Here is a 21,973-nt window from a genome sequence, read left to right as displayed (position 1 = left end):
CACAACGCCTCGGCCGTAGGGGAACCGAGCCCGCCGAGTGCGGGTCCGGCGGCCCCCATGGACGGAGCCACGGTCGCGACCGTCGCCGCCACCCTCCAAGCCCTCGCGGCCCCTTCCCGCCTTCGGATCCTCACGACACTCCGGCAGGAGCCACGCTCCGTCACCGAACTCGCCGCCGCCATCGGCCGGGAACAGTCCGCCGTCTCCCACCAGCTCCGCCTGTTGCGCATCCTCGGCCTGGTGACCGGCGAACGGGCGGGGCGTCGCATGGTCTACCGACTCCACGACAACCATGTCGCCCAACTCCTCGACGAGGCGGTCCACCACGTCAAGCACCGCACACTCGGGGCCAAGGACAGCCGAGGGTAAAGGCCGGCCACGAGCACATGTCACATGGCACACGGAGAGCCGTGGAAGCTCGGTGCCACGTCGGGTCACCGGTCTCGCGCCGATGGGCAGCGCCCGATACCACCGGCGGCCAGGGCACACGCTCAAGGGCATCTTCTTACGCTTCAGTGGCCCACTTCTCATGGCCCGCCGCTGAGCGTCTGCCTCCCATGGTGCACCTCTGGCTATCCCGCGCCCGCGCCGTCACCGCACGGGCGCCTGCTCCTGGTTGCAGTCCGGGCAGAGGCCGGCGAGCTCGACGGTGTGCCGGACGTTGGCGAAGCCGGAGGTCCGGGCGGTCTTCTCGGCCCAGGTCTCCACGGGTTCCGAGTCGACCGTGAGGCTGAGGCCGCAGGCGGTGCAGATCAGGTAGTGGCGGTGGTCGGGGCCGGGGCGGTAGCGGAAGAGGCGTTCGCCGTTGCTGTCGCGGACGACATCGGCGCGGCCGGCCTCGGCGAAGGCGGTCAGGGTGCGGTAGACCGTGGACAGGCCGACCGGGGTTCCGTCGTCGGCCAGTTGGTTGTGCAGTGCCTGGGCACCGACAAAGCCTTCCACCGCCATCAGGGCCGCCAGCACTATGGCGCGTTGCTGGGTGAGGCGGCCGATCAGCGCCACTTCCTGCGCCGGTGCGGCGGTGTGCGGTCGGTTGCGTGCCATCACCGTGCTTTCGTTCATGCCCCCGCGAGGGCCGGGGTGGGGGTACGGGCGGCGGGCCGCCGTATCAGGAAGGTGGCGGCGTAGACGGTGGTGGCGGCGGCCATGATGGCGAAGCTCGGCGGCATCTTCGGCAGTGCGGAGGAGGCGAGGAGCCCTGCCCACATCTCCAGGACCGCCAGTGCGGCGGAGAGGGCGAGGGCCCGATAGGGGCGGTCGGTGAGCCGGATCGCGGCGCCGGCGGGTGCGGCCAGCAGGCCGAGCAGCAACAGGGAGCCGACCGCCTGGGTGGCCTCGGCGGCGCTGACCCCGGCCAGGGCGAGGAAGCTGTATCCGAGCAGGCGGACGGGCACGCCGCGGGCGGCGGCCACGGCTTCGTCGAGGGTGGCGAACAGCAGCGGGCGGGCGATGAGCAGTACCAGCAGGCAGACGCCGAGGGCGACCAGTGCCGCCGCGGTCGCCTGCCCGGCGGAGATGCCGAAGATCGAGCCGAAGAGCACGCTGACCCCGGCGGTGCCGTTGGCGGTGCTGCGGGAGGTGGTGTAGAGGGTGACGAAGAAGGCTCCCAGGCCGAGGATCCAGGAGAAGATGCTCCCTATGACGACGTCATCGGGCCGGGCTCTGCGGCCGAGGGTGCCGAAGAGCAGCGCTATGGCGACGGTGGCGGCGAACAGCCCGAGGCGCAGGTCGTAGCCGAACGCGAGGGCGGCCATGGCACCGGTGAAGGCCACGTGGCTGAGGGCGTCGCCGGTGAACACCTGGGCGCGCAGGACGAGGAAGCAACCGACAAGCCCGCAGGCCGCGGCGATGGCACTCCCCGCGAGCAGGGCGTGCTGGAAGAAGGGCTGGGCGAGCGGCGATGCGGCCAGCAGAGCAGTCATGCCGTGATCTCCTTGACCGACAGGGACGGCCGGATCCGGCCGCGGATCGCGTACAGCGCGTGCGCGCCGCGGGCGATGACGTATCCGGCGAAGGCGAACGAGGTCACGAAGAAGCCCAGCGGGTACGGCGAGTAGTAGGCGGCGGTCAGCCCGAGCCAGGTGGCCGCGAGCGCCAGGAGCACGGCGAGCGCGAGGCTCAGGGCCGGACGGGCGGTGAGGGTCTGGGCGGTTGCTGCGGGGATGACCATCAGGGCGAAGACGAGCAGGGTCCCCGTGATCTGGCTGGCCTCGGCGGTCGCCGCACCGAGCAGAACAAGAAAGAGCACTGAAAGAGCGCGGACCGGGACTCCGCGTCCGGCGGCGACCTGGGGGTCGACGGACGCGAAGAGCAAGGGACGCCCCATGAGCGCCAGCACCGCGAGCACCCCGATGCCGACACCCGTCAACACGGTCACCTGCGTCGAGGTGATACCGAGGAACGTTCCGAACAGAATGGTCTGCGGCCCCTCCAACAGGCCCTTGTACAGGGCGGTGAAGAGGAAGCCGGAGGCGAGGAGGAAGGCTTGGACGGTTCCGGTGAGCGCGGCTTCCTCGTGGTCTCCGCTGCCGCTGCCGCGTAGGGCCGCGATGACCAGGGCGGCGGCCACGCACAGGGCGAAGTATCCGTAGACCGCGCTGACCCCGAGCAGGACCGCACCGGCCGCGCCGGGGAAGGCGACCGCGGAGACGGTGTGCGCGGCGAACGTCTGCCGCCGCAGGACCACGAACCAGCCCACCACTGCGGAGACCACCGCCACGATCGCCCCCGCGCGAAAGGCGTTGACCATGAACGGGAACGACCACATCTGCTGGAAGTCGCCGATGAGGTTCCAGGACCAGGCAGGTGCGGCGGTGTCAGCCAGCAGCATGGCCGCCTCCTGACGCATCGTGGCGGTCGGCGTGGACGGCGGGCGCCTCGGGCTGGCCGACCACGACCAGCCGCCCGTCGGAGGTCCGCAGCACCTCGACCGGGGTGCCGTAGAGCCGGGTCAGCGTCTTTGAGGTGACGACCTCCTGCGGGGTGCCGGCTGCCGCGCCGCCCTCCGCCAGGTACACGACCCGGTCGAGGTGGTGGAGTATCGGGTTCACGTCGTGGGCGACCATCACCACCGCCACCCCCTCCTGATGACAGATCCGGCCGATCAGCGCGGCCACCGCACTCTGGTTGGGCAGATCCAGACTGTCCAACGGCTCATCCAACAGCAGCAGTTCGGGGCGGCGGACCAGCGCCTGCGCGATCAGCAGCCGCTGCTGCTCACCACCGGAGCACTGCCCGATCGGCCGCTCCGCATACCCCGACGCCCCGACCAACTCGACGACCTCGGCGACGCGTTCACGCTCGGCCCGGCGGCGGGCGGTCGGGAACGGCAGGGGCACGCCCCAGCGGTCGCCGTCCAGGCCCATGCGGACAACGTCGATACCGCGGATGCGCATCGAGGCGTCGAAGCTGCGGCGCTGCGGCAGGTAGCCGATCCGGTCGTTGGCCTGCCCCGGACGAGCACCGAGGACCCGGACCTCGCCGCCCGCGGCGGGCAGCGCGCCGAGCAGGACCTTGATCATGGTGGATTTGCCGACGCCGTTGGGGCCGAGGACGGCGGTGAACTCGCCGGGCTCGATGCGAAGGTCCACGCCCGCCCACAGAGTGCGGCCGCCGACGCGCACGGCGGCGCCGCGCAGCGCGACCACCGGGCCGCCTCTGGCTCCTGCCGCCGTGCCGTCGGTTCGGGGCGCGGGGACGGTGTGGCCGCTACGGTCGCTGTCGGCGGCGGCTTCGCGGACCTTCGCTATCGGATTCATGGAGTGACGTCACTTCCCGGTCGCCTTGGCCAGGGCCTGCTCGATGCCCTGGAGCTGGGTGGTCTGCCACTGCTGGAAGGTGGCCCCGGCGGGGGCGAGGGTCTCGGTCACCGTGGCGACCGGGATGCCTGCCGCCTTGGCCGCCTTGACCTGCGCCTGCACGTCGGGCGTGGAGTTCTGGGAGTTGTAGACGTAGACCTTGATCTGCTTGTTCTTGATCTGGTCGTCGATGGTGGCCTTGTCCTTGGCCGTGGGGTCGGTCCCCTCGCTCATCGCGTCCAGGAACGTCTCGGGGGTGAGCATCTTCAGCCCCAGCCCGTCCGACAGCGGCGTCACGATCGACTCGGAAGCACCGATCGGGGTGCCCGCGTACTTCGCCTTGATGTCGGCTATGAGCTTGTTGTAGCCGGCGAGCGTCTTGGTCTCGAAGGTCGTCTTCTGCTGGTCGAAGGAGGCGACGTCGGCCGGGTCGAGCTTCTTGTAGTCCGCGGTGATCTTCTCGATGACCTTGTGGACGTCGGCCGGGGAGTACCAGCGGTGCGGGTTGCCGCCCGGCTTCACGCCGACCAGATCGCCGACCTTCAGCTCGGTGCGCCCGCTTCCGGGGTTGGAGGCGAGCAGCTTGTCGGCCCAGGCGTCGTAGCCGATGCCGTTGACGATGGCGTACTGGGCACCGGCCACGGTACGGGCGTCGGCGGCGGTCGGCTCGTAGTCGTGCGGGTCGGTGTCGGGGTTGGTGATGATGCTGGTCACCTTCACGTGGCTGCCACCGAGTTGGGAGGCGATGCTGCCCCAGAAGTTCTCCCCCGCCACCACCTGGATCATCTTGCCCGAGCCGCCACCGGTGGCGGCGGTGTTGCCGGTCTTCGCCGGGGAGGTCGAGCAGGCCGTGACCGTCGCTGCGGTCGCGACTGCCATCGCGGCACCGAGCGCGATGCGTACGGGTCGTCGGACGGAACGTGGGGAGGGGAAAGCAGCGGGGGACATACAGGACTCCTTCGGGCAATGCCGGATACGGAGGGGGCGCGATCCGGCCACATGGCGACATGCACACGCTAGATGGAAATGATTTCCATATCAATCAAAGATGAAAACCGTTGCCATCTTTTGACCTGGCGTGCGATACCGCCCCAATGCCGCCACCGCCAGCCACCTCTGTGAACCGCCGAGCCCCCTGAAGCCCGGCGTCCATCAATCGACGATGCCCCTCCCTAGAATTCACGCTTCCCTGAATTCAGGATCACATGTACATTCGCCGGGTGCTGACTCTCGCCTCCGAGGCCGACGTTCTCGCGCGGTTCGGCCGCGCCCTCGCCGACCCGATCCGCTGCCGCCTGCTGCTGGCACTTCGCGAAGCCCCGGCTCACCCGTCCGACCTCGCCGAGGCTCTGGGGATCTCGCGGACCCGACTGTCGAACCACCTGGCCTGCCTGCGCGACTGCGGCCTGGTCGTCGCGATCCCCGTCGGTCGCCGAACCCGCTACGAACTGGCCGACCCCCGCATCGGACACGCCCTCGACGACCTGCGCACCGCCGTCGTCGCGGTGGAAGCGGACCGCTCTTGCCCCGACGCCGAGCGAAAGAACTGCTGCTGATGGCCACCGCGCCCGCCCGCTCCGACGACCCCACCCGGCAGGAGACCCTGACCCGGCGCATACGACTGCTCGTCGCAGCGACCATCAGCTACAACGCCGTCGAGGCCGCCGTGGCCCTCACGGCCGGCACGGCAGCCTCCTCCGCCGCGCTGGTCGGCTTCGGCCTCGACTCGGTCATCGAGGTCTCCTCCGCCGCCGCGATCGCCTGGCAGTTCTCCGCCGCAGACCAAGCCGTACGGCAGGCACGCGAACGAACCGCCCTGCGGCTCATAGCCTTCTCGTTCTTCGCCCTGGCCGCCTACGTCGCCACCGACGCGATACGGGCACTGGCCGGCGCAGCCGAGACCCGCCACTCGCCGGCCGGGATCCTGCTGGCCGCCCTCTCGCTCATCGTCATGCCGGTCCTGTCCACCGCCCAACGCCGCGCCGGGCGTGAGCTCGGCTCGGCCTCGGCTGTCGCCGACTCCCGACAGACCCTGCTGTGCACATACCTGTCAGCGGTACTTCTCGTCGGCCTGCTCGCCGACACCCTCCTCGGCTGGACTTGGGCCGACCCCGTCGCCGCCCTCGCCATCGCCGCAGTGGCCGTGAAGGAAGGCCGCGCCGCCTGGCGCGGAGAGAACTGCTGCGCCGCTCTCGCCATCTCCCCCACCCCGCACACCGAAAAGGCAGCGGACGCTTGCGGCTGCACACCACCATGCGACTGCTGCGCCTGACCGTGCCAAACCGACGACCTACGCCGCTTCGTCACCGAAGGCCGCCCCCTGCGATGCACCCGCATCCACCGTGCCTCCGGCCAGGGGTGCATCGCACCCGCTGAGCTCATACCTCGCGACGGCTCGGCCGAAGGTCAGCCTCTGCCTTCGGAGGCCGCCTTGTGGCTCGGGCACTGGTCTCGCGTCACTTACGGCTGAATCGAGTACGCGCCCCAGCACCCGCACCGGACGCGCCGGGCCATGCTGTCCCCAAGCCCCAGCAGCGGCTCGAATCCTCTACACCCCGACCGGCCTCTGCCGGGGCTGCCATCTCGGTCAGTTCCAGGTGGCGACGAGGGCATGGCTGCGCCTGCCCGGCGGCAGCATTGCTTCCGGGGAGTGCCGGTACGCCAGCTCGGAGGAACGCTGTCCGCCATGCTGGGCGGCGCACCGGCAACACCGTGGTCACCCGGAACCGGAGCCGCTCACGCCGCGACCGCCTGAGGGGCTCCCACGCAGGTCTCGGCAGCCCTCAACCAGCCGGTGAGGTCGGCGCGGGCCCGGGCCACCCGGGAGCGCACCGTGCCGATGGGACACCCCACGACCGCCGCGGCATCCGCATAGGGCATCCCGACCAACTGCGTGAGAACGAATGCGTCGCGCCGCTCGCGATCGAGTGCGTCGAGCAGTTCGCTCAACGCCAGGCCGTCGTCGAACCCCGGCAGTCCGCTGGGCTGCCGGGCTTCCGCGACCGCCTGCCAGTCCTCGACGTCGGCGATACGCGGACGGGCGGCGGCGGACCGGTAGCGGTCGATCACCACACGGCGGGCGATCGACAGCAGCCAGGTGCGGGCGCCGGAGCGTCCGGCGAATCGCGGCAGGCTGGTGAGGGCGCGCAGGAACGTCTCCTGGGCGAGGTCGTCGGCACTGTTCGTGTCGCCGCTCAGGCGCGCCACGAACCTCCACACATCGCGGTGGGAGGCGCGGATGAAGCGCTCGACGGCGACCGGGTCACCGTCCCGTGCGGCCAGCGCCAAGCTGGTCAGTTGCTCGTTGTCCACTGCCGGCTTACCGCGGGGCGTACCAACAAGGGCAGGAATCATCACCACATGTCCTTCGCAGGTGCGGGCCGTACCAAGGCATGGCACGGCCCGTCGCTGAGCGGCACTCCGAGCACCCATACGAAGGTCGATGACGACGTCACGGGACGACGTCGAACAGCCGACGGGCGTACGTCTACGGGCAGGCCGGAGTGCCGCAGGGCCAGGGCCGGCGTGTGGGGCAACAGTGCTCACGGATGAGAAGGCAGCCGCGCGGACACGCCGGTACTCCGCCCGCCACCGATGCAATGCACCATGCAGAAAAGGGGAGTGGGGGATCCCGGACGACATCGGCAGCATGGCGTCACTGACGGCTTCGGCGTCAATGACGGCATCGCAGAATCCCGGACGGGGCCGGGAAAGTCCCAGGACGAGCGGTCAGCAGCAGGCGGAGAGCCTCGGCGGGCCCCTGCGGGAGACGACGTAGTGGAGGAGCGCCCCGCGCAGGTGCACGACATGACCCGCGGCGGCCAGCGGGCGAGCGGACGGCTTCAGGCCAGTCCAGCCCAGCGCCGTCAGGATGAGCAGCAGGGGGGCGAACAGCACCGCGGCCACGCTGCGGGCGAGCCGGAACGCGGCGGTCTCACCGCGCCACAGCCACAGGCCGCACACCAGCGCGGCCAGTGCGTGGGCGAGGAACATGCCGAGCGCCCCGTGGCCGGAATGCATGAGCCGCATCTGGCTCATATCGCCGTGCATTGCGGCCATATGCCCCACGTGCGCGGCGGAGGTAGCAGGTGTGTCGGCCATACCCGCCATGCCACTCATCCCGGGCATGCCGTCCATCGGCGTCGGCGGGGGCGCGGGGGCGGTGCCCAGGCCGAGGCCGGCCTGATGCAGCATCCGGGCCGCCAACGCCTGCGACCCAAGCGAAGGACCGGCGCCCGTCACATCGCACAACAGCCTTACCGCCCAATGCCTTTCGGGCGCGACCGCGGCGGGCGTTCCGCACTGGCACGACTGCGCCAGGTCGAACAGGGAGTGCAGAGCGAGTTGAGCCACGACGGTGGAACCGGTCACGACGAACGCGCCGCGTTCCCGCCCTGCCAGCCACCAGGCCGCCGATCCCGTGACGCCGAGCGCGGTAGCAAGAGCCCACCAGGGCAAGGGCTGCGCGGACATCAACGCATGCCCCAAGGCCGCGGTCGTCACGCACACAACCGCGAAGATCGCGGCGCGCACAGCGCGTGAAACCGACCCGGCAGTCATGTTGGACATCGTGCCAGCCACCCCGCCCGCGTGGGAGGGTGAGGACAAGGTGACTCTCGGCACTGGTGGCGCGGCCTCACCGCTCGCCGGGACAAGACCGCCACGGCAGCGATCAAGGGTCTCTCGCGGAAGCCCTGGTGGGGCGGCAGTACTCCGTCCGCCCCACCAGAGCCTTGCCCGGTATGCCGGTTGGCTACGGGCGCTACGGGCGGGCGGAGCGGCTGCGATGGAGGGCGACGGCGGCCGTGCCTATGCCCAGGACGCCCGCGATCAGGCCCGCGATGCCCAGGCCCCGCGTGGTCGAGTCGCCGGCGGCGGAAGCGGAAGCCTTGGGAGCCGCGGAAGCGGAGGGGGCGGCTTCGTCTGCGGCCTTGGTGAGTTTCAACACCGGCGCCGGGTTCTCCGGCTCGGCCTGACCGGCCTTCGGCTCTTCGATCCAGCGCACGACCTTGCCGTCGGAGTAGGTCTGGAGCGCCTTGAAGGCCAACTGGTCGGTGTCATCGGGGAGTTGCCCGAAGGCGACGGTGAAGTCCTGGTACTGGCCGGGCTGGATACTGCCCTTGGTCCAGGTGATCTGCGAGACGGCTTCGTTGATGGTGCCGTCGTCCGTCTTGATCGGGTTCTTCAGCTTGGTGGTCGTCACGTGCGCCGTCCAGCCGGGCTCAGGGGTGACGAGCACCGAAGGGATGGGGTGATCCGTGGGCAGGAAGACCTGGACCTGCGTGGTGTCGGCGTTGTCCTCCTCGTTCGGGACGCGGAAGGTCAGGGTGCCGTCGGTGGCGCCCTTCGGGTAGCTGCCGGGGTGGACCGTCACGTGTGCGAAGGCCGAACCGGCGGCTGTGAGCAGCCCGGCCGTGGCGAGGGCGGTGACGAGGGTGGTACGGCGCAGAGCGCGCCGGAGGGTGGTGTGTGTCAAGGACACGGGGGACTCCGTACTGATCGGCCGGCGGCTGTGATCAGCCGTCGTAGGGCATGGGTGAGCAGGCCGTCGCGGGGAACGGCTCACGAACAGAACTCGGTACGGGTCCGGAAGCGGTGGGCCGCGGCGTGACACCGCGTGGCGCAGCAGTGCCTGGCGCAGGGGCCGTTGCCCGGTTGTCCGCCCGCTGGGTACGACCGTGTGCACAAGAGCGGGCAGCCGGCCCTCACGGGCACCCCACCACGCCACCAGCCCCGGCACCAGCATGGCGGCTCTGCGCAGCAGGGACCACAGCGCCGCTTCGCCCCGCCGCAGCCACCAGGACGCGAGCAGGGCCGCCGCCGTGTGTGCCGCCGCGACGTGGGCCATCGGGTGGGGGTGCGCCATCATCCGCGTCGCGTGCATGCCCATCGGCATGCTGGTTGCGGTGAGGCGCCGGGCCGGGGCCTGGGCAGCGTTGAAGGCCAGGTGCAGCCCACCCTGAGTGGCGAGCATGGCGCCGCCGATCCCCGGCAGAGACCGCTCTCGGGCGCTCAGCAGGTAACCGAGAACGAGGACGGCGAGGAAGCCGATCCCGTCCGCCCGCACCGGTGGCGCCGAGCCCGCCGCGAGCTGGTGACCCGCGGCGGACAGCGTGAGGCACACCGCGGCGAACACCGCGGCGCGCAGGATCCGCAGCGCCGGGGACGCATACATGACGGCCGGATTCTCCCCTTCAGGCCGGAGTGCATACCTGACCGTTGTCCTCATTCGCACAACCTTCGTTTCACCTCCTCGCCCGGCTTGTCGCTCGGCTCCCGGCTTGTTGCTCAGCCGAGGAAGCGGCGCAGCGGGGCGATCCGGCGGATCACCAGCCAGTCCAGGGTGAGGACGAGCAGCATGGAGATGCCGGCGAGGGGCATGGCCACGCCGAGGATCAGCATGATCAGCGCGACGCCGCGGGTCACGCGGGCGTCCTGGGCGCGGCGGGGCGCGCCCAGGCCCTTGCCGGTCGGGCGGCGGCGCCACCACATGACGACGCCGCTGACGGCCATGCCGATGACGGCGAGGCAGGTGCCCAGGGCCACCAGCAGATTGGGCAGCCCGAACCGCTCGCCCTGGTGGAGGGCGATGCCTTCCTCGACGAGCTTGGACAGCAGGCCGTACTGAGGCCAGCCGTAGGAGGCGAGCACCTTGCCGGAGTACTGGTCGAGGAAGAGGGTGCGCTGCTTGGCGGGGTCCGCCTCGGACTTGCCGGAGATCGTGTAGACGCCCCTCGGGCCCTGCGGCAGGGTCACGGTGAAGATGCCGGGCACGCGCTCACGGTGCGCGATGGAGACCGCCTGCTCGATGGACAGGCTGCCCGGCGCGGCGCCGCTGCCACCCTGGCCCATGTGACCGGCGTAACCCTCATGCCCTTCGTGCCCCTGATGCCCGTCAGCCGACTGCGACGTCGGGACCTGGACCTTCTCCGCCGCCCAGGGCACGGAGGTGTCGGGGTTGGAGGTGAGGTGGTCGGCGGTGGTCGGGACCTTCGAGGAGACCTTGTACTCCTCCGGACTCGGGGTGCCCTGCTTCGTGGCGGTGATGACCTTCTGCAACTGCTGGCCCCAGACCCCGGTCCACGGCAGGCCGGTGGCGATGAGCAGCAGCAGGAAGACGGAGACGGCCGCGCCGACGGTGGCGTGCCAGCGGCGCAGCCCGCGCCGTCCGGTACGGCCGCGGCGCGGGCGGGTCCGCCACCACAGGTACAGGCCGGTGAAGGTCAGGATCGCGGCCCAGGACGCGGCAAGCTCCGTGAGGCGGTCGCCGACGGTCCCGCTGAGCAGTTTGCCGTGGAGGTTGCGGACGGTCTGCATGAAGGTCTTGCTGTTGTCGACCGACCCCAGCACCTTGCCGTCATACGGGTTCACGTACACCGACATGGTCGGCGCCCAGGGGCCACCACCGTCGGCGGCGAGGGTGACCATCGTGCTGTGCGCGCGATCGCTCGGCGGGGTCACCGACTGGATGGTCGCGTCCGGGTTCGCCCTTCGTACGGCGTCCACCTGCTCGGCGAGCGCCACCGGCTTGGCGCTCTGCGCGGCGTGGACGGTGCGCAGGTCCTTGTAGACCCAGTCTTCATAGGCGGGCTTGAACAGGTAGATGGCGCCGGTCACGGCGAGCAGTACCAGCAACGGGGTGACCAGCAGACCGGCGTAGAAGTGCCAGCGCCACAGGGTCTTGTAGAGCTGGTTACGGGAGGGCCGTGCGCGGTCGGTGCCACGGTCCGGTTCGGTCTCCGAAGTGGTGTCCGGCCTGTCTTCGGACACGCTCGGGGCGTGCGTCATCGCAAGTTGTCTTTCGTCGTACCCCGCGGCTGGGCAGCGCCGACCGCAGGTGATCGCAGCAGGAATCCGGGCGGCCGCGAGTACAGACACGGCCGCCGGGCGACGGGCGTGCGTACCGAGACGCCGTCCGGGATGCCGCGTGTGCGCCGCGCAGGGCACGGCGAAGCACAGGCTCCGGCCTGCGGAGCCCGCGCACCACGCGGTGATCAGTACGAGAAGGACAGCGGAGGACCGCGGCGGATGACGGCGTGCCGGACCACTGCCAGGTGCGGCTGCGCAGCCGTGGCCGTGCGCCGGACCCGCTGGGGCCCGACGTGTGCGACGGGAACCGTGACGCCCACGAGGAGCACACGCAGCAGCCGGTGCAGCGAACGGTCGGCAGCGGCAGCCAGGGCCGCGAGCAGCGCGAACAGAGCACGCTCACCGCGGTGCAGCCACCAGCCGCACACCAGCCCCGCCAGGAGGTGCGCCGCAAGCATGCCGATGCCGGCGTGGTGCATGGAGTGCATGGCGGGCATGGAGTGCATGGCGTCAGCGGGAGAACTACCGCGAGTCAGGTCCCCTGCGTGCCGGCGCACAGGCGGGCTGTTCCAGTCCAGGCCCGCGGCCCGCACGACCTGCCGCAGCGGCAGGCCGGGAAGGGGCGCCGAACCGGCCGTTCCCGAATGACCGCACAGCAGCAGATCAGCCCAGGCCGCAGCCTTCCCTGGGGCTTGGGCAGGTGCCGCGATCCCCTGCGCCCAGGAGAAGAACACGTGCAGACCGCCCTGACAGGCGAGCACCCCGCCGGCGATGACCGGCAGGGACCGCTCACGGCCGGCGGCCAACCCGGCGCACACGAACACCGTCACCGCGGCTGCCGCCATCGCCCACCCCGGTATCGCCGGACCGGACATCACGGCATGCCCCGCCGCGGACAGCACGACACAGACCGCGGCGAACACCGCGGCCCGGACATATCGCACAGCGGCGGTGACAGGCATGGCGGCGACATCATGCCAAGGCGCCCAGCCGGTTCCGGACAGGGGGTAGCCGAATACCGACCATGGCGCAGTCTGATCAGCCCTGCTCGAAGTGGCTGGGCCTGCCGTCGCACTCGATCAGGCGCCCCAGCTGAGCGGCCCTGGACCGGGGCATGAGGGTCCAGGTGCCGTCGGTGCGGCGAAGGGCCGTCGAGTGCCAGGGCGTGGTCCAGGCGTCGGGCGCGTCGAGCAGGCGGATGCCGAACTTGAGGGCGCCGATGGGCTGGGGGTGGATGGACAGGCGTACGGAGCGGGGGTGGTGGTCGGCGATCAGGTCACCCCAGGCGCGGCTGCGCTGGATGACGCCATAGGCGCGTTGTCGGCACTCGCGCTGGAGGGCGGAGCGGGTGCCGGTCCAGTCGGCGGTGTCCTCGACGAGGAAGCGGGTGATGCCCCGGTAGAGGGCGAGGGTGTTGCCGTCGGCGCGGACCTCAGCGCGCAGGGCGTCCAGTGTGGGGGCGTAGCTCTTGTGGAGGTGGGCGCGTTTCGTGTCGTGGGGGAGGTCGCCGAACACGTCGCGCAGGTCGAATACGGACAGTCGCGTCAGGCCCAATTGGTCGATGAGGGTGCGGAGTTCGTCGGCGTAGGCGTCGATGTGCTCGTCGGGGACGCGGATGAGGTCGCCGAAGGCGTGGCCGTCGGAGCAGATGATCACGCGAGCGCCGGGCGGGTGGATCCGCCCGATCTCGGTGCACAGGGTGTTGAGGAAACTGAGGGAGAGGCGTTCTCCCTGGTCGGGGAGGTGGCCGAGGACTTTGGCGGGGTTGGGGGACTTGCAGGGGAAGCCGGGCAGCGTGAAGGTGACGGGGGCGTCGTCGCGTACGAAGTCGGCGATCTGGCGCAGTTGCTGCGGAAACCGCTCGGCGGAGGCGGGGGCTTGGTCGGTGGTGCGGTGGTGCGGCAGGAGCAGGTTCAGGATCGCGGTGCTGATGCGCGTGGGAAGAGCGTCCGGCGCGGTTGTCGGCGGCATGTTGTTCCTCCGGGAAGCGTGCGGGCATGACGGCATGGCGCCGTGGCGGAGGGGCGGCCAGGCGCCGTCAGGCGGATGAGGTGGTGGATCGGCCGCGTCCGGGACGAGCGGTGCGGCAGGTCCCGGTCAGCCGGCGGCTGGTGTCAGCGGCGTCGGTCGTAGCCGACGGGCAGGTGGTTGGTGCCGCGGCCGAGGACGGCCGGGATCCACTCGATGTCTTCGTCCCTGGTGGCCAGGTGGAGGCCGGGGAGCCGGGAGAGCAGGGCGCCGAGGGCGATCTGGAGTTCGACTCGGGCGAGGGCCGCACCGGGGCAGAAGTGGATGCCGTGACCGAAGGCGAGATGGGGGTTGGGGCTGCGGTCGAGGTCGAGGGTGTCGGGGTCGGGGAAGCGGCGCGGGTCGCGGTTGGCGGCGCACAGGGAGACGATCACGGAGTCGCCGGCCGGTACTTCGGTGCCGTGCAGGTCGCTGTCCTGGGCGAAGAAGCGCCAGGTGGTCATTTCGAAGGCGCTGTCGTAGCGGAGGAGTTCCTCGACCGCGCGGGGCAGGAGGTCCGGATCGTCCCGGAGGCGGGCGAGCTGGTCCGGGTTGCGGAAGAGGGCGATCAGGGCGGTGGTGATCTGGTTGGTGACCGGTTCCTGGCCGGCGACGAGGAGCTGGAAGATCATGGAGTCCAGCTCCTCCTGGGACAGTTCGCGGCGGTCGCGGGCCACGACCAGGCGGCTGAGCAGGTCGTCGTCCCAGTGCTCGCGCTTATGGGCGACGACGTCGGCGATGTAGCTCTGCAGGCCGTGCAGCCGAGCCTCGTACAGCGGTCGTCCGGGGTCGGTGGGGCCGACGGGCTGGACGACCTTGCCCCAGTCGCGGTCGAAGCGGGCCGCCAACTCCTGTGGGAGGCCGATGACTTCGGCGAGGACCTGGAAGGGGAAGTGGGCGGCGAAGCCGGTGACGAGGTCGGCGGGGCCGGTTGCGGGGAGTGCGTCGATGAGGACGTCGGCCAGTTCCTGGAAGCGGGGGCGCAGGCTCTCGATACGGCGGGGGGTGAAGGCGTCGGTGACGAAGCGCCGCATGCGGGTGTGCTTGGGCGGGTCCTGGTGGAGGAGGTGGACCTGGAGCTGGGAGTGCTGGGGTTCGGGCATGATCGAGGCGCGGGCGCGCCAGCGGTCGTTGCCGCGGTCGTGGTTCTTGCCCAGGCGGTCGTCGTTGAGGGCGGCGTGGGCGGCGTCGTAGCCGGTGACGAGCCAGGCTTGTACGCCGCTGGGGAAGAGCACGCGGTGGACCGGGCCGGCCTCGCGCATCCGCTCGTAGAGAGGGTAGGGGTTGCTCTTGTAGGGGCAGCCGGTCAGCGGGACCGGGTCGGGCAGAGGCTCGGGCCGGGGCTTCGGCTCCGCGGCCGGCAGGGGTGGCTCTTGGATGGTCATGCGAAGGCTCCTCAGAGGGCGAGTTCGGGCCGGTAGTGGTCCAGCCACAGGGCCAGGTCCACGACCCGTTCGAGGCGGAGGCGGTGGCCCCACACCAGCAGGTCGGGCGGGGTGTCGAGAGCGGGCTTGAGGCGGGCCTCGTCGGCCAGTGCGCGGACCTGGTCGGTGGCCAGGGCGTCGCGCGCCAGCTCCTGCAGGCCGCGGTTGTAGTCGGGGTGGTGGGTGGCCGGGTAGTGGTTCTTGGGCCGGTGCAGCACGGAGTCGGGCGCGAGTTGGGCGCCGGCGGCGCGCAGCAGGCTCTTCTCCCGTCCGTCGAAGCTCTTGTGCGCCCAGGGCGTGGCGAAGGCGTACTCGACGAGGCGGTGGTCGCAGTAGGGGACGCGGACCTCCAGGCCCTGGGCCATGCTCAACCGGTCCTTGCGGTGCAGGAGTTGGCGCAGCCAGCGGGTCAGGGACAGATGCTGCATCTCGCGCTGCCGGTGCTCGACGAGGGTTTCGCCGTCCGGATGCGGTACGGCGGCCAGCGCGCTGCGGTACGTGTCCTGGCGGAACTCCCCGATGCGCAGGTCGAGCTCCGGGTTGAGCGGCATCGCGGCGTCGTCACCGTTGACGAGCAGCCACGGGAAGGTGTCCGCGGCCAGCGCCTTCGGATTGTGGAACCAGGGGTAGCCGCCGAAGACCTCGTCCGCCGCCTCACCGGACAGGGCCACGGTGGAGTGCCTGCGGATCTCGCCGAACAGCAGGTACAGCGAGGTGTCCATGTCGCCGACGCCGATCGGCGAGTCCCGCGCCACGACGACCGCCTTGCGGTGCTCGGGGTCGAGCAGGGCGTGCGGGTCGAGGACGACCGTGCTGTGGTCGGTGCCGATGAAGGCACCGGCCTCGGTGGCGTACGGGGTGTCGTGGCCGGTGCGCAGCACGTCGCCGGTGAACTGCTCGGCCTGGTCGCTGTAGTCGACGGCGTAGGAGCGGATGCGGGCGTCCGGGCCTTCGCGCAGCCGGAGTTCGTCGGCGAGCAGTGCGGTCAGGACGGTGGAGTCGATGCCGCCGGACAGCAGGCTGCACAGCGGGACGTCGGCCTCCAGCTGGCTGCTGGCGGCCCTGCCGACCAGCGCACGGATCCGCTCGATCGCCGTGTCCCGGTCGTCGTCGTGGACTCCGGCCTCCAGCTGCCAGTAGCGGCGTTCGCGGATGCCGTCCCGGTCCAGGACGAGCAGGCCGCCCGGTTCGACCTCCCGTACGCCCGACCACACGGTCGGTCCGGTGTTGAAGAGCAGGCTGTACGCCTCCCGCAGCCCGTCGGCGTCCACCCGGGGCCGGATCTCCGGGTGGGCGAACAGGGACTTGGGCTCGGAGGCGAAGGCCAGGCCGCCGTCGACGACGGCCCAGAACAGCGGTTTGACGCCGAGGCGGTCGCGTACCAGCAGCAGTCGCTGCGCACGCTCGTCCCACACGGCGAAGGCGAACATGCCTTCCAGGTGCTCGGCGAGGTCCTCGCCCCACTCGGCGTACGCGCGTAGGACCACCTCGGTGTCGCTGCGGGTGCGGAAGTGGTGTCCCCGGCCGCGGAGTTCGGCCCGCAGCTCGTGATGGTTGTACACCTCGCCGCTGTAGCTGAGGACGACGGTCGGCCGGTCGGGCCGGTCGGTCATCGGCTGCACGCCGCCGGCCAGGTCGATGACGGCCAGGCGGCGATGGCCGATCGCGGCGCGCTCGCCGAGCCAGACACCGCCCGCGTCCGGACCGCGCGCGGTGAGGGTGGCGGTCATGGCCTCGATGGCCTGGACCCGGGTGCGGGCGTCGCCGTGGAAGGACGCCCAGCCGGTGATTCCGCACATATGGATGACTCCTGGGTCAGTGGTGGGCGGCGGGCGCCGCGTCGGTCGTCTTCTCGGGTGCGGGGGCGGGCTTTCTGCCGGGCGGGGCGAGCAGGAGTACGGCGAGACAGGCGGCGGTAGCGGCCAGCGCCAGTCCGGCCCGTACGCCCTCGTCGGGTCCGGTCAGCCCCCAGACGGCGGTGGCCAGGGCGGGGCCGAGGGTGAAGCCGAGATTGCGGGCGAGCTGCATCGTGGACCCGACGGTCGCGGTCCGGCCCGGCGGGGCGGTGCCCATGACCAGGGCCTGGGTGGGGCCGCCGTTCAGGCCCATGCCGACGCCCGCCAGCGCCAGCCGCCAGGCCACGTCCGGCGGTGACCAGCCGTCGCCCAGCTGGAGCAGCAGGAGCAGGCCGGAGGCGGTGACGGCGGCACCGGTGGCCGCGACCGGCCGGGGGCCGTACCGGTCAGCGAGGCGTCCGCCGATCTGGCCGGCCAGGCCCATGCCGAGCGGGAAGGCGAGGACGGTCAGCCCGGTCGTGGTGGCGCTGACACCGTTGTCGCGTTGCAAATGCAGGGCGACCACGTAGTGCATGGCGGCGAATCCGGCCGCGAGGGACAGCACCGCGCCGTGGGCCCGGAACAACCCCGTGGCCCGCAGTACACCGACCACCGGCCGGCCGCCCGGACCGCGCAGCCACCACCACAGCGTCGGAACCGCCGCGAGCGCAAGCACCAGCCACGACGGGCGGCCCGATGCCAGCGTCAACGTCAGCAGCAGGACCGCCACGCCCGAGGCCGCCAGCAGGGCGTCCACCACCGACCGCCGATCGGGCCGGCGCAACCCGTCGTCCCGCGGCATGACCCTCCAGGCCACGACCAGGGCGAGCACACAGAAGGGGATCTTGACGAGGAAGACCGCATGCCAGCCCAAGTGGTCCAACAGCAGCCCGCCCACGGCCGGTCCGGTCACCGCGCCCAGCGGGCCCAGGGTTGCGGGCACGCTCATCGCCCGTCCACGCCGCTCCGGCCGTACGGAGTGGATCGCGAGGACGGGCATCAGCACGAACAGCACCGCCCCGCATACGCCTTGCATCAGCCGGGCGGCGATCAGCCAGGCCGCCCAGGGAGCGGCGGCGGCCAGGGCGCTGCACAGGCCGAAGCCGCAGGTCGCGGTCAGTACGGCGGAGCGCAGCCCCACACCGTCGAGCCACCGGCCGACCGGCAACAGCAGGGCGACAACGGGAAGTTGATAGCCCAGCGCGGCCCACTGGGCGGTCGCGGTGGACACGTGCAGGCCGTCGGCGATGTCCGCCAGGGCCACGTTGACGATGTTCATGTCGAGCATCGCCACGAACGCCAGCACACCCGCCACGGCGACCAGCGCCCAGCGGTCCTCGCCGACGGGTATGTCACCGGACTGTTCCGAACCGGGACCGTGGTGGGTCACCCTTCCGCCCCTCATCGTCACGAGTGGGCTGCCGGACAGCGGCCCCGACTGAGGAGTCGCTGGGGATATGGGGTGAGTTCCCGGCTCCGCTCAAGAAAATGACCGGCGGGCTGGTTTTCCGTGCTGACCAGCACGGCGGGTCGGGTTCCGGTAACGGAGTCGGGGCCGGCGAGCGGAACGGCCGCGCTCCCCCCGTTGAACCGCGGAACTCAATGCTCCACCCAGCCGACTCCTGAGGTGAGGGCGTCGCCCTCACCACCCGCGACTCGCGGGTCCGTACGCAACCGGAAGCCCCACACGACACCCAGGAGTTCTCCCATGACCCAGAGGCAGTTCAACGTCACCGGCATGAGCTGTGAGCACTGCGCGGCAAGCATCAGGGAAGAGGTCTCCGAGGTGCCGGGCGTGAGCGAGGTCGCGGTGGACCTCGCCGCGAACGCCGTCACGGTGTACGGCAGCACCGATCTTGATGACGAGCGGCTGCGTGCGGCCATCGTCGAGGCCGGTTACGGCGTCACCGACCCGGTCGCCGCCTGAAGACCGGGTCGCCGCCTGAACCGAAACCGCTGGCCGGGCAGGGTGGAGGTCGCCACCCTGCCCGCTCGCGTTCACCCGCCGGCCCGCGCCTCCACCGCCGCGGCCGTCTCCGTGCCGGCCGGCGCCCGGTGATCGAAAGCGATCAGCGGATCACCGGTGAGCGGGTGGTCGACCACGGCCGCCCGGACGCCGAACACCTCGGCCAGCAGGCCGGGAGTGAGGACATCGCGCGGTGGTCCGGAGGCGATCACGGCTCCGGCGTGCAGGACGTGCAGTCGGTCGCACACGGCGGCGGCCGCGTTGAGGTCGTGCAGCGACACCAGCGTCGTACGGCGCTGGGCGCGCAGCAGGGCGAGCAGTTCGACCTGGTGACGGATGTCGAGGTGGTTGGTCGGCTCGTCCAGCACCAGGACGTCCGGGTTCTGGGCGAACGCGCGGGCCAGCAGGACGCGTTGGCGTTCGCCGCCGGACAGTGTCGTGAACCGGCGCCCGGCCGCCGCCGCCATCCCCACATCGGCGAGGGCCCGGGAGATGATGTCGCGGTCGGCGGCGTCATCGCCCGCGAAGGCCCGCTTGTACGGCGTGCGCCCCATCGCGACCACTTCGCGGACGGTCAGCTCGAAGTCACCGCCCCGTTCCTGCGGCAGCGCGGCGACATGCCGCGCCGACTGGACCGCGGACAGCTTACGGAGATCGGTACCGGCCAGCAGCACCCGTCCGCCGGTGGGCTTCAGGTGCCGGTAGACGGTGCGCAGAAGCGTGGACTTGCCGCTCCCGTTCGGCCCGACCAGGCCGGTGATCTCACCCTCGGCGGCCACCAGATGCGCCCCCGTCACGACCGTACGACCGGAGTAGGCGACGTGCAGGTCTTCGATCTCGATTCTCAACTACCGCTCCACAGACGCCGGTCCAGCAGATACAGCAGGGCCGGAGCTCCGATGAGTGAGGTGACCACGCCGACCGGCAGCTCCTGGGCGTCCATCGCCGTACGGCAGACGATGTCGACCACCACCAGGAGCAGCGCCCCGAACAGCGCCGAGAGCGGCAGCAGGCGGCGGTGGTCGCCGCCGACCACCAGGCGGCAGGCATGCGGCACCATCAGACCGACGAAGGCGATCGCACCGGACACCGCCACCAGGACGCCGGTCACCACACTGGTCACCGCGAACAGCTCCCGGCGCAGCCGGGTGACGTGGATGCCGAGCCCGGCCGCCGTCTCGTCGCCCATCAGCAGGGCGTTCAGCCCCCGGGCGCGCGCCTGAAGCCACAGCAGGGCGGCCGGAACCACGACCGCGGGCACGGCCAGCACCGGCCAACTCGCGCCGCTCAGGCTGCCCATGAGCCAGAACAGCACGCTGCGCGTCTGCTGCTCGTCCCCGGCCTGCAACACCAGATAACTGGTGAAGCCGGACAGGAACTGGCCGATCGCCACCCCGGCCAGCACCAGCCGCAGCGGCGCGAACCCCCCGCCCCGCCGGGCGATGGCCCACACCAGGCCGAAGGTGGCCAGGGCGCCGGCGAAGGCCGCGCCGGACAGTCCCAGGCCCAGCGCCCCGCCCGCGCCGAGCCCGAGGACGATGGCGGCGACCGCCCCGAGCGACGCCCCGTTGCAGATGCCCAGCATGTACGGGTCGGCCAGCGGGTTGCGCACCAGCGCCTGCACCGCCGTACCGACGACGCCGAGCCCGGCACCCACGAGCGCGGCCAGCAAGGCGCGCGGGACACGCAGTTGCCACACGATCAGGTCGTCCGTGCCCGGCCGCGGGGCTTCACCCGACAGTCGCCGCCCCACCACGCTCCACACCTCGCCGAGCGGGATGGACGTCGACCCCCAGGCCACCGCGGCCGTCAGTGCGACGAGGAGTGCCACGCCAAGGACCAACGCGAGCGGACCGGCGGGCAGACTGCGCGCGCCCCGGCTCGCGTCGTCCGGGCTGGCGTCGTCCGGGTTGACGTCGTCCCGGCTCGCGTCCGTGGCCTTGCGGCGGGACGCGGACAGCGTAGAGAACACGGCTAGCCGACCTTGCCCGGGTAGAGGGCCTTGGCGATCTGCTCCACCGTCTCGGCGTTCTCGACACCGGCGATGGTGGTCTGCTCGGAACCGATGCGCAGGAAGTGGCCTTCCTTGACCGCCTTCAGGCCCTCGGTGGCCGGATTGGTCTCCAGCCACTTCTGCGCCTCGTCGAACGCCTTCTTGTTCGCCGCTTCGCTGCCCCGGTTACGTACCCCGAGCTGGATCCAGTCCGGGTTCTTGGCGATCACGTCCTCCCAGCCGACCTGCTTGCGGTCACCGTCGCAGTCGGCGAAGACGTTGCGGGCCCCGGCCAGGGTGATCACCGCGTTGGCGAGCTGGCGGTTGCAGATGACGGTGGGCTGCTTGGTGCCGGCCTCGTAGTCGAAGAAGAAGTACGTCGGCCGCTTGCTCTCCGCCACGCCACCGACCGCCTTCCGGACCGCGTCCACCTTCTCCTTCATCCCGGCGACGAGTTCCTTCGCCTTGGCACTCGTACCGGTGACCGCGCCGAGCGAGGTGATGTCGGCCTCGACCGCCGACAGGTCCGTCACCGGGCTCTTGCTCCGCGCCGCGCACGCGGTGGACTTCAGGTAGATGTGCTTGATCCCGGCCGCCTTGAACTCCTCCTCGGTCGGCACATCGCCCATCCCGCCCCCGCCCATGCCCCCCATGGCCGCGAACGTGTCGATGTACAGGTCGGCACCGGAACCGAGGAGCTTCTCCTTCGGGATCACGCTCCGGCCGAGCACATTGACCTTCTGCGCCTGCGCGTCCAGCGCACCGGGCAGTGTGCCCTTGCCAGGCGGGAAGCCGGTGCCGATCACCTTGTCCCCGGCACCGAGCCGGAGCAGCAGCTCCAGGCTGGAAGCGTTGCTGGTGACGATCTTCTTCGGAGCCTCGGAGAAGGTGGTCCTGGCACCCATACAGTCGGTGACGGACACCGGGTAGTCACCGGAGGCGGCCTTCCCGGCCTTCCCGGTGCTCTGGTCCGCCGCGCCCTTCCCCCCGCCGCCGCAGCCCGCGGCCAGCAGGCCGCCGAGTACCACGGCCGCCGTACCGCCCCACACGCGAGAACGCATCGAAAGCCTCCAAGATCCACTCGGTACGCGGGCGAACACTCGGCCACCCGCTCCAGTAGTCGGAGCAACCACCCGTCGAGT

General features: G+C 71.2%; 21 protein-coding genes. 4 read left to right on the top strand and 17 right to left on the bottom strand.

The window, feature by feature from the left end; all coding sequences use genetic code 11:
• Nucleotides 1–57 precede the first annotated feature (57 nt).
• Nucleotides 58–369 (top strand): ArsR/SmtB family transcription factor, encoded by a 312-nt coding sequence (locus SNOUR_RS37175; RefSeq protein ID WP_067355977.1) that lies wholly within the window; start codon nt 58–60, stop codon nt 367–369.
• Nucleotides 370–591: 222 nt separating this feature from the next.
• On the opposite strand, the gene SNOUR_RS37170 is transcribed toward SNOUR_RS37175, so the two are convergent.
• The 5 genes from SNOUR_RS37170 to SNOUR_RS37150 are packed head-to-tail and all read right to left on the bottom strand — an operon-like array spanning nt 592 to nt 4,745.
• Nucleotides 592–1,044, bottom strand: a complete 453-nt coding sequence (locus SNOUR_RS37170; protein WP_067355975.1) for a Fur family transcriptional regulator — start codon at nt 1,042–1,044, stop codon at nt 592–594.
• Between the two features lie 14 nt (nt 1,045–1,058).
• Entirely contained in the window at nt 1,059–1,922 is an 864-nt protein-coding gene (locus SNOUR_RS37165) for a metal ABC transporter permease (RefSeq protein ID WP_067355973.1), read from the bottom strand.
• Complete coding sequence (locus tag SNOUR_RS37160) at nt 1,919–2,830, bottom strand: metal ABC transporter permease (protein ID WP_067355971.1); 912 nt, start codon at nt 2,828–2,830, stop codon at nt 1,919–1,921. Before SNOUR_RS37160 ends, SNOUR_RS37165 begins: the two co-directional genes overlap by 4 nt.
• Nucleotides 2,817–3,758 carry a metal ABC transporter ATP-binding protein gene (locus SNOUR_RS37155; RefSeq protein WP_067355969.1) on the bottom strand — a complete coding sequence of 314 codons (942 nt, stop codon included), beginning with the start codon at nt 3,756–3,758 and terminating at the stop codon, nt 2,817–2,819. Before SNOUR_RS37155 ends, SNOUR_RS37160 begins: the two co-directional genes overlap by 14 nt.
• 9 nt (nt 3,759–3,767) lie before the next feature.
• Entirely contained in the window at nt 3,768–4,745 is a 978-nt protein-coding gene (locus SNOUR_RS37150; RefSeq protein WP_067355966.1) for a metal ABC transporter solute-binding protein, Zn/Mn family, read from the bottom strand.
• 272 nt (nt 4,746–5,017) lie between these two features.
• On the opposite strand from SNOUR_RS37150, the gene SNOUR_RS37145 reads away from it, so the two are divergent.
• Together SNOUR_RS37145 and SNOUR_RS37140 are read left to right on the top strand one after the other, a co-directional pair.
• Nucleotides 5,018–5,353: an ArsR/SmtB family transcription factor gene (locus SNOUR_RS37145; RefSeq protein WP_067359109.1), complete on the top strand. Its 336-nt coding sequence runs from the start codon at nt 5,018–5,020 to the stop codon at nt 5,351–5,353.
• Nucleotides 5,353–6,069 (top strand): cation efflux transmembrane domain-containing protein, encoded by a 717-nt coding sequence (locus SNOUR_RS37140; protein ID WP_067355964.1) that lies wholly within the window; start codon nt 5,353–5,355, stop codon nt 6,067–6,069. The genes SNOUR_RS37145 and SNOUR_RS37140 overlap by 1 nt, the downstream gene beginning before the upstream one ends.
• A 464-nt stretch (nt 6,070–6,533) precedes the next feature.
• On the opposite strand, the gene SNOUR_RS37135 is transcribed toward SNOUR_RS37140, so the two are convergent.
• The 9 genes from SNOUR_RS37135 to SNOUR_RS37095 all read right to left on the bottom strand — a co-directional run bounded on the left by SNOUR_RS37135 (nt 6,534) and on the right by SNOUR_RS37095 (nt 18,262).
• Nucleotides 6,534–7,151, bottom strand: a complete 618-nt coding sequence (locus SNOUR_RS37135; RefSeq protein ID WP_067355961.1) for a sigma-70 family RNA polymerase sigma factor — start codon at nt 7,149–7,151, stop codon at nt 6,534–6,536.
• Between the two features lie 375 nt (nt 7,152–7,526).
• The gene (locus tag SNOUR_RS37130; RefSeq protein ID WP_312635037.1) at nt 7,527–8,270 is read right to left on the bottom strand and encodes a PE-PGRS family protein; all 744 of its coding nucleotides are present in this window, start codon (nt 8,268–8,270) and stop codon (nt 7,527–7,529) included.
• 289 nt (nt 8,271–8,559) lie between these two features.
• The gene (locus SNOUR_RS37125) at nt 8,560–9,279 is read right to left on the bottom strand and encodes a YcnI family copper-binding membrane protein (RefSeq protein ID WP_067359108.1); all 720 of its coding nucleotides are present in this window, start codon (nt 9,277–9,279) and stop codon (nt 8,560–8,562) included.
• Nucleotides 9,280–10,085: 806 nt separating this feature from the next.
• Nucleotides 10,086–11,567, bottom strand: coding sequence for a PepSY-associated TM helix domain-containing protein (locus tag SNOUR_RS37120; protein WP_159425998.1), 1,482 nt, complete (start codon nt 11,565–11,567; stop codon nt 10,086–10,088).
• Between the two features lie 224 nt (nt 11,568–11,791).
• Nucleotides 11,792–12,568: a hypothetical protein gene (locus tag SNOUR_RS37115; RefSeq protein WP_067355956.1), complete on the bottom strand. Its 777-nt coding sequence runs from the start codon at nt 12,566–12,568 to the stop codon at nt 11,792–11,794.
• A 76-nt stretch (nt 12,569–12,644) separates the two neighbouring features.
• The gene (locus SNOUR_RS37110) at nt 12,645–13,577 is read right to left on the bottom strand and encodes an L-tyrosine/L-tryptophan isonitrile synthase family protein (protein ID WP_067355953.1); all 933 of its coding nucleotides are present in this window, start codon (nt 13,575–13,577) and stop codon (nt 12,645–12,647) included.
• Nucleotides 13,578–13,720: 143 nt separating this feature from the next.
• A complete protein-coding gene (locus SNOUR_RS37105; RefSeq protein WP_067355951.1) occupies nt 13,721–14,998 on the bottom strand; it encodes a cytochrome P450 family protein in 1,278 nt (425 codons plus the stop codon).
• An 11-nt stretch (nt 14,999–15,009) separates the two neighbouring features.
• Entirely contained in the window at nt 15,010–16,836 is a 1,827-nt protein-coding gene (gene asnB, locus SNOUR_RS37100) for an asparagine synthase (glutamine-hydrolyzing) (RefSeq protein WP_067355948.1), read from the bottom strand.
• 16 nt (nt 16,837–16,852) lie between these two features.
• Complete coding sequence (locus SNOUR_RS37095) at nt 16,853–18,262, bottom strand: MFS transporter (RefSeq protein WP_067355946.1); 1,410 nt, start codon at nt 18,260–18,262, stop codon at nt 16,853–16,855.
• Between the two features lie 318 nt (nt 18,263–18,580).
• Here SNOUR_RS37095 and SNOUR_RS37090 point away from each other — a divergent pair, with 318 nt between their 5' ends.
• Nucleotides 18,581–18,799, top strand: coding sequence for a heavy-metal-associated domain-containing protein (locus SNOUR_RS37090; protein ID WP_067355944.1), 219 nt, complete (start codon nt 18,581–18,583; stop codon nt 18,797–18,799).
• Nucleotides 18,800–18,870: 71 nt separating this feature from the next.
• Here the strand turns inward: SNOUR_RS37090 and SNOUR_RS37085 are convergent, their stop codons facing one another.
• The 3 genes from SNOUR_RS37085 to SNOUR_RS37075 all read right to left on the bottom strand — a co-directional run bounded on the left by SNOUR_RS37085 (nt 18,871) and on the right by SNOUR_RS37075 (nt 21,892).
• On the bottom strand, nt 18,871–19,686 hold the full coding sequence (locus SNOUR_RS37085) for an ABC transporter ATP-binding protein (protein ID WP_067355942.1): 816 nt from the start codon (nt 19,684–19,686) through the stop codon (nt 18,871–18,873).
• On the bottom strand, nt 19,683–20,702 hold the full coding sequence (locus tag SNOUR_RS37080) for a FecCD family ABC transporter permease (protein WP_067359106.1): 1,020 nt from the start codon (nt 20,700–20,702) through the stop codon (nt 19,683–19,685). The genes SNOUR_RS37085 and SNOUR_RS37080 overlap by 4 nt, the downstream gene beginning before the upstream one ends.
• 110 nt (nt 20,703–20,812) lie before the next feature.
• A complete protein-coding gene (locus SNOUR_RS37075) occupies nt 20,813–21,892 on the bottom strand; it encodes an ABC transporter substrate-binding protein (protein WP_067355939.1) in 1,080 nt (359 codons plus the stop codon).
• Nucleotides 21,893–21,973: the final 81 nt, after the last annotated feature.

This window comes from Streptomyces noursei ATCC 11455 (assembly GCF_001704275.1).
Classification (GTDB): domain Bacteria; phylum Actinomycetota; class Actinomycetes; order Streptomycetales; family Streptomycetaceae; genus Streptomyces; species Streptomyces noursei.
This window is presented reverse-complemented; position numbering and strand designations above follow the sequence as displayed.

Coding starts and splice junctions, on each gene's coding strand:
- SNOUR_RS37155 (WP_067355969.1), bottom strand. CDS start 3,758: ATGAATCCGATAGCGAAGGTCCGCGAAGCCGCCGCCGACAGCGACCGT.
- asnB (WP_067355948.1), bottom strand. CDS start 16,836: ATGTGCGGAATCACCGGCTGGGCGTCCTTCCACGGCGACGCCCGCACC.
- SNOUR_RS37140 (WP_067355964.1), top strand. CDS start 5,353: ATGGCCACCGCGCCCGCCCGCTCCGACGACCCCACCCGGCAGGAGACC.
- SNOUR_RS37135 (WP_067355961.1), bottom strand. CDS start 7,151: ATGATTCCTGCCCTTGTTGGTACGCCCCGCGGTAAGCCGGCAGTGGAC.
- SNOUR_RS37130 (WP_312635037.1), bottom strand. CDS start 8,270: ATGTCCGCGCAGCCCTTGCCCTGGTGGGCTCTTGCTACCGCGCTCGGC.
- SNOUR_RS37175 (WP_067355977.1), top strand. CDS start 58: ATGGACGGAGCCACGGTCGCGACCGTCGCCGCCACCCTCCAAGCCCTC.
- SNOUR_RS37170 (WP_067355975.1), bottom strand. CDS start 1,044: ATGGCACGCAACCGACCGCACACCGCCGCACCGGCGCAGGAAGTGGCG.
- SNOUR_RS37110 (WP_067355953.1), bottom strand. CDS start 13,577: ATGCCGCCGACAACCGCGCCGGACGCTCTTCCCACGCGCATCAGCACC.
- SNOUR_RS37075 (WP_067355939.1), bottom strand. CDS start 21,892: ATGCGTTCTCGCGTGTGGGGCGGTACGGCGGCCGTGGTACTCGGCGGC.
- SNOUR_RS37165 (WP_067355973.1), bottom strand. CDS start 1,922: ATGACTGCTCTGCTGGCCGCATCGCCGCTCGCCCAGCCCTTCTTCCAG.
- SNOUR_RS37090 (WP_067355944.1), top strand. CDS start 18,581: ATGACCCAGAGGCAGTTCAACGTCACCGGCATGAGCTGTGAGCACTGC.
- SNOUR_RS37105 (WP_067355951.1), bottom strand. CDS start 14,998: ATGACCATCCAAGAGCCACCCCTGCCGGCCGCGGAGCCGAAGCCCCGG.
- SNOUR_RS37115 (WP_067355956.1), bottom strand. CDS start 12,568: ATGCCTGTCACCGCCGCTGTGCGATATGTCCGGGCCGCGGTGTTCGCC.
- SNOUR_RS37150 (WP_067355966.1), bottom strand. CDS start 4,745: ATGTCCCCCGCTGCTTTCCCCTCCCCACGTTCCGTCCGACGACCCGTA.
- SNOUR_RS37160 (WP_067355971.1), bottom strand. CDS start 2,830: ATGCTGCTGGCTGACACCGCCGCACCTGCCTGGTCCTGGAACCTCATC.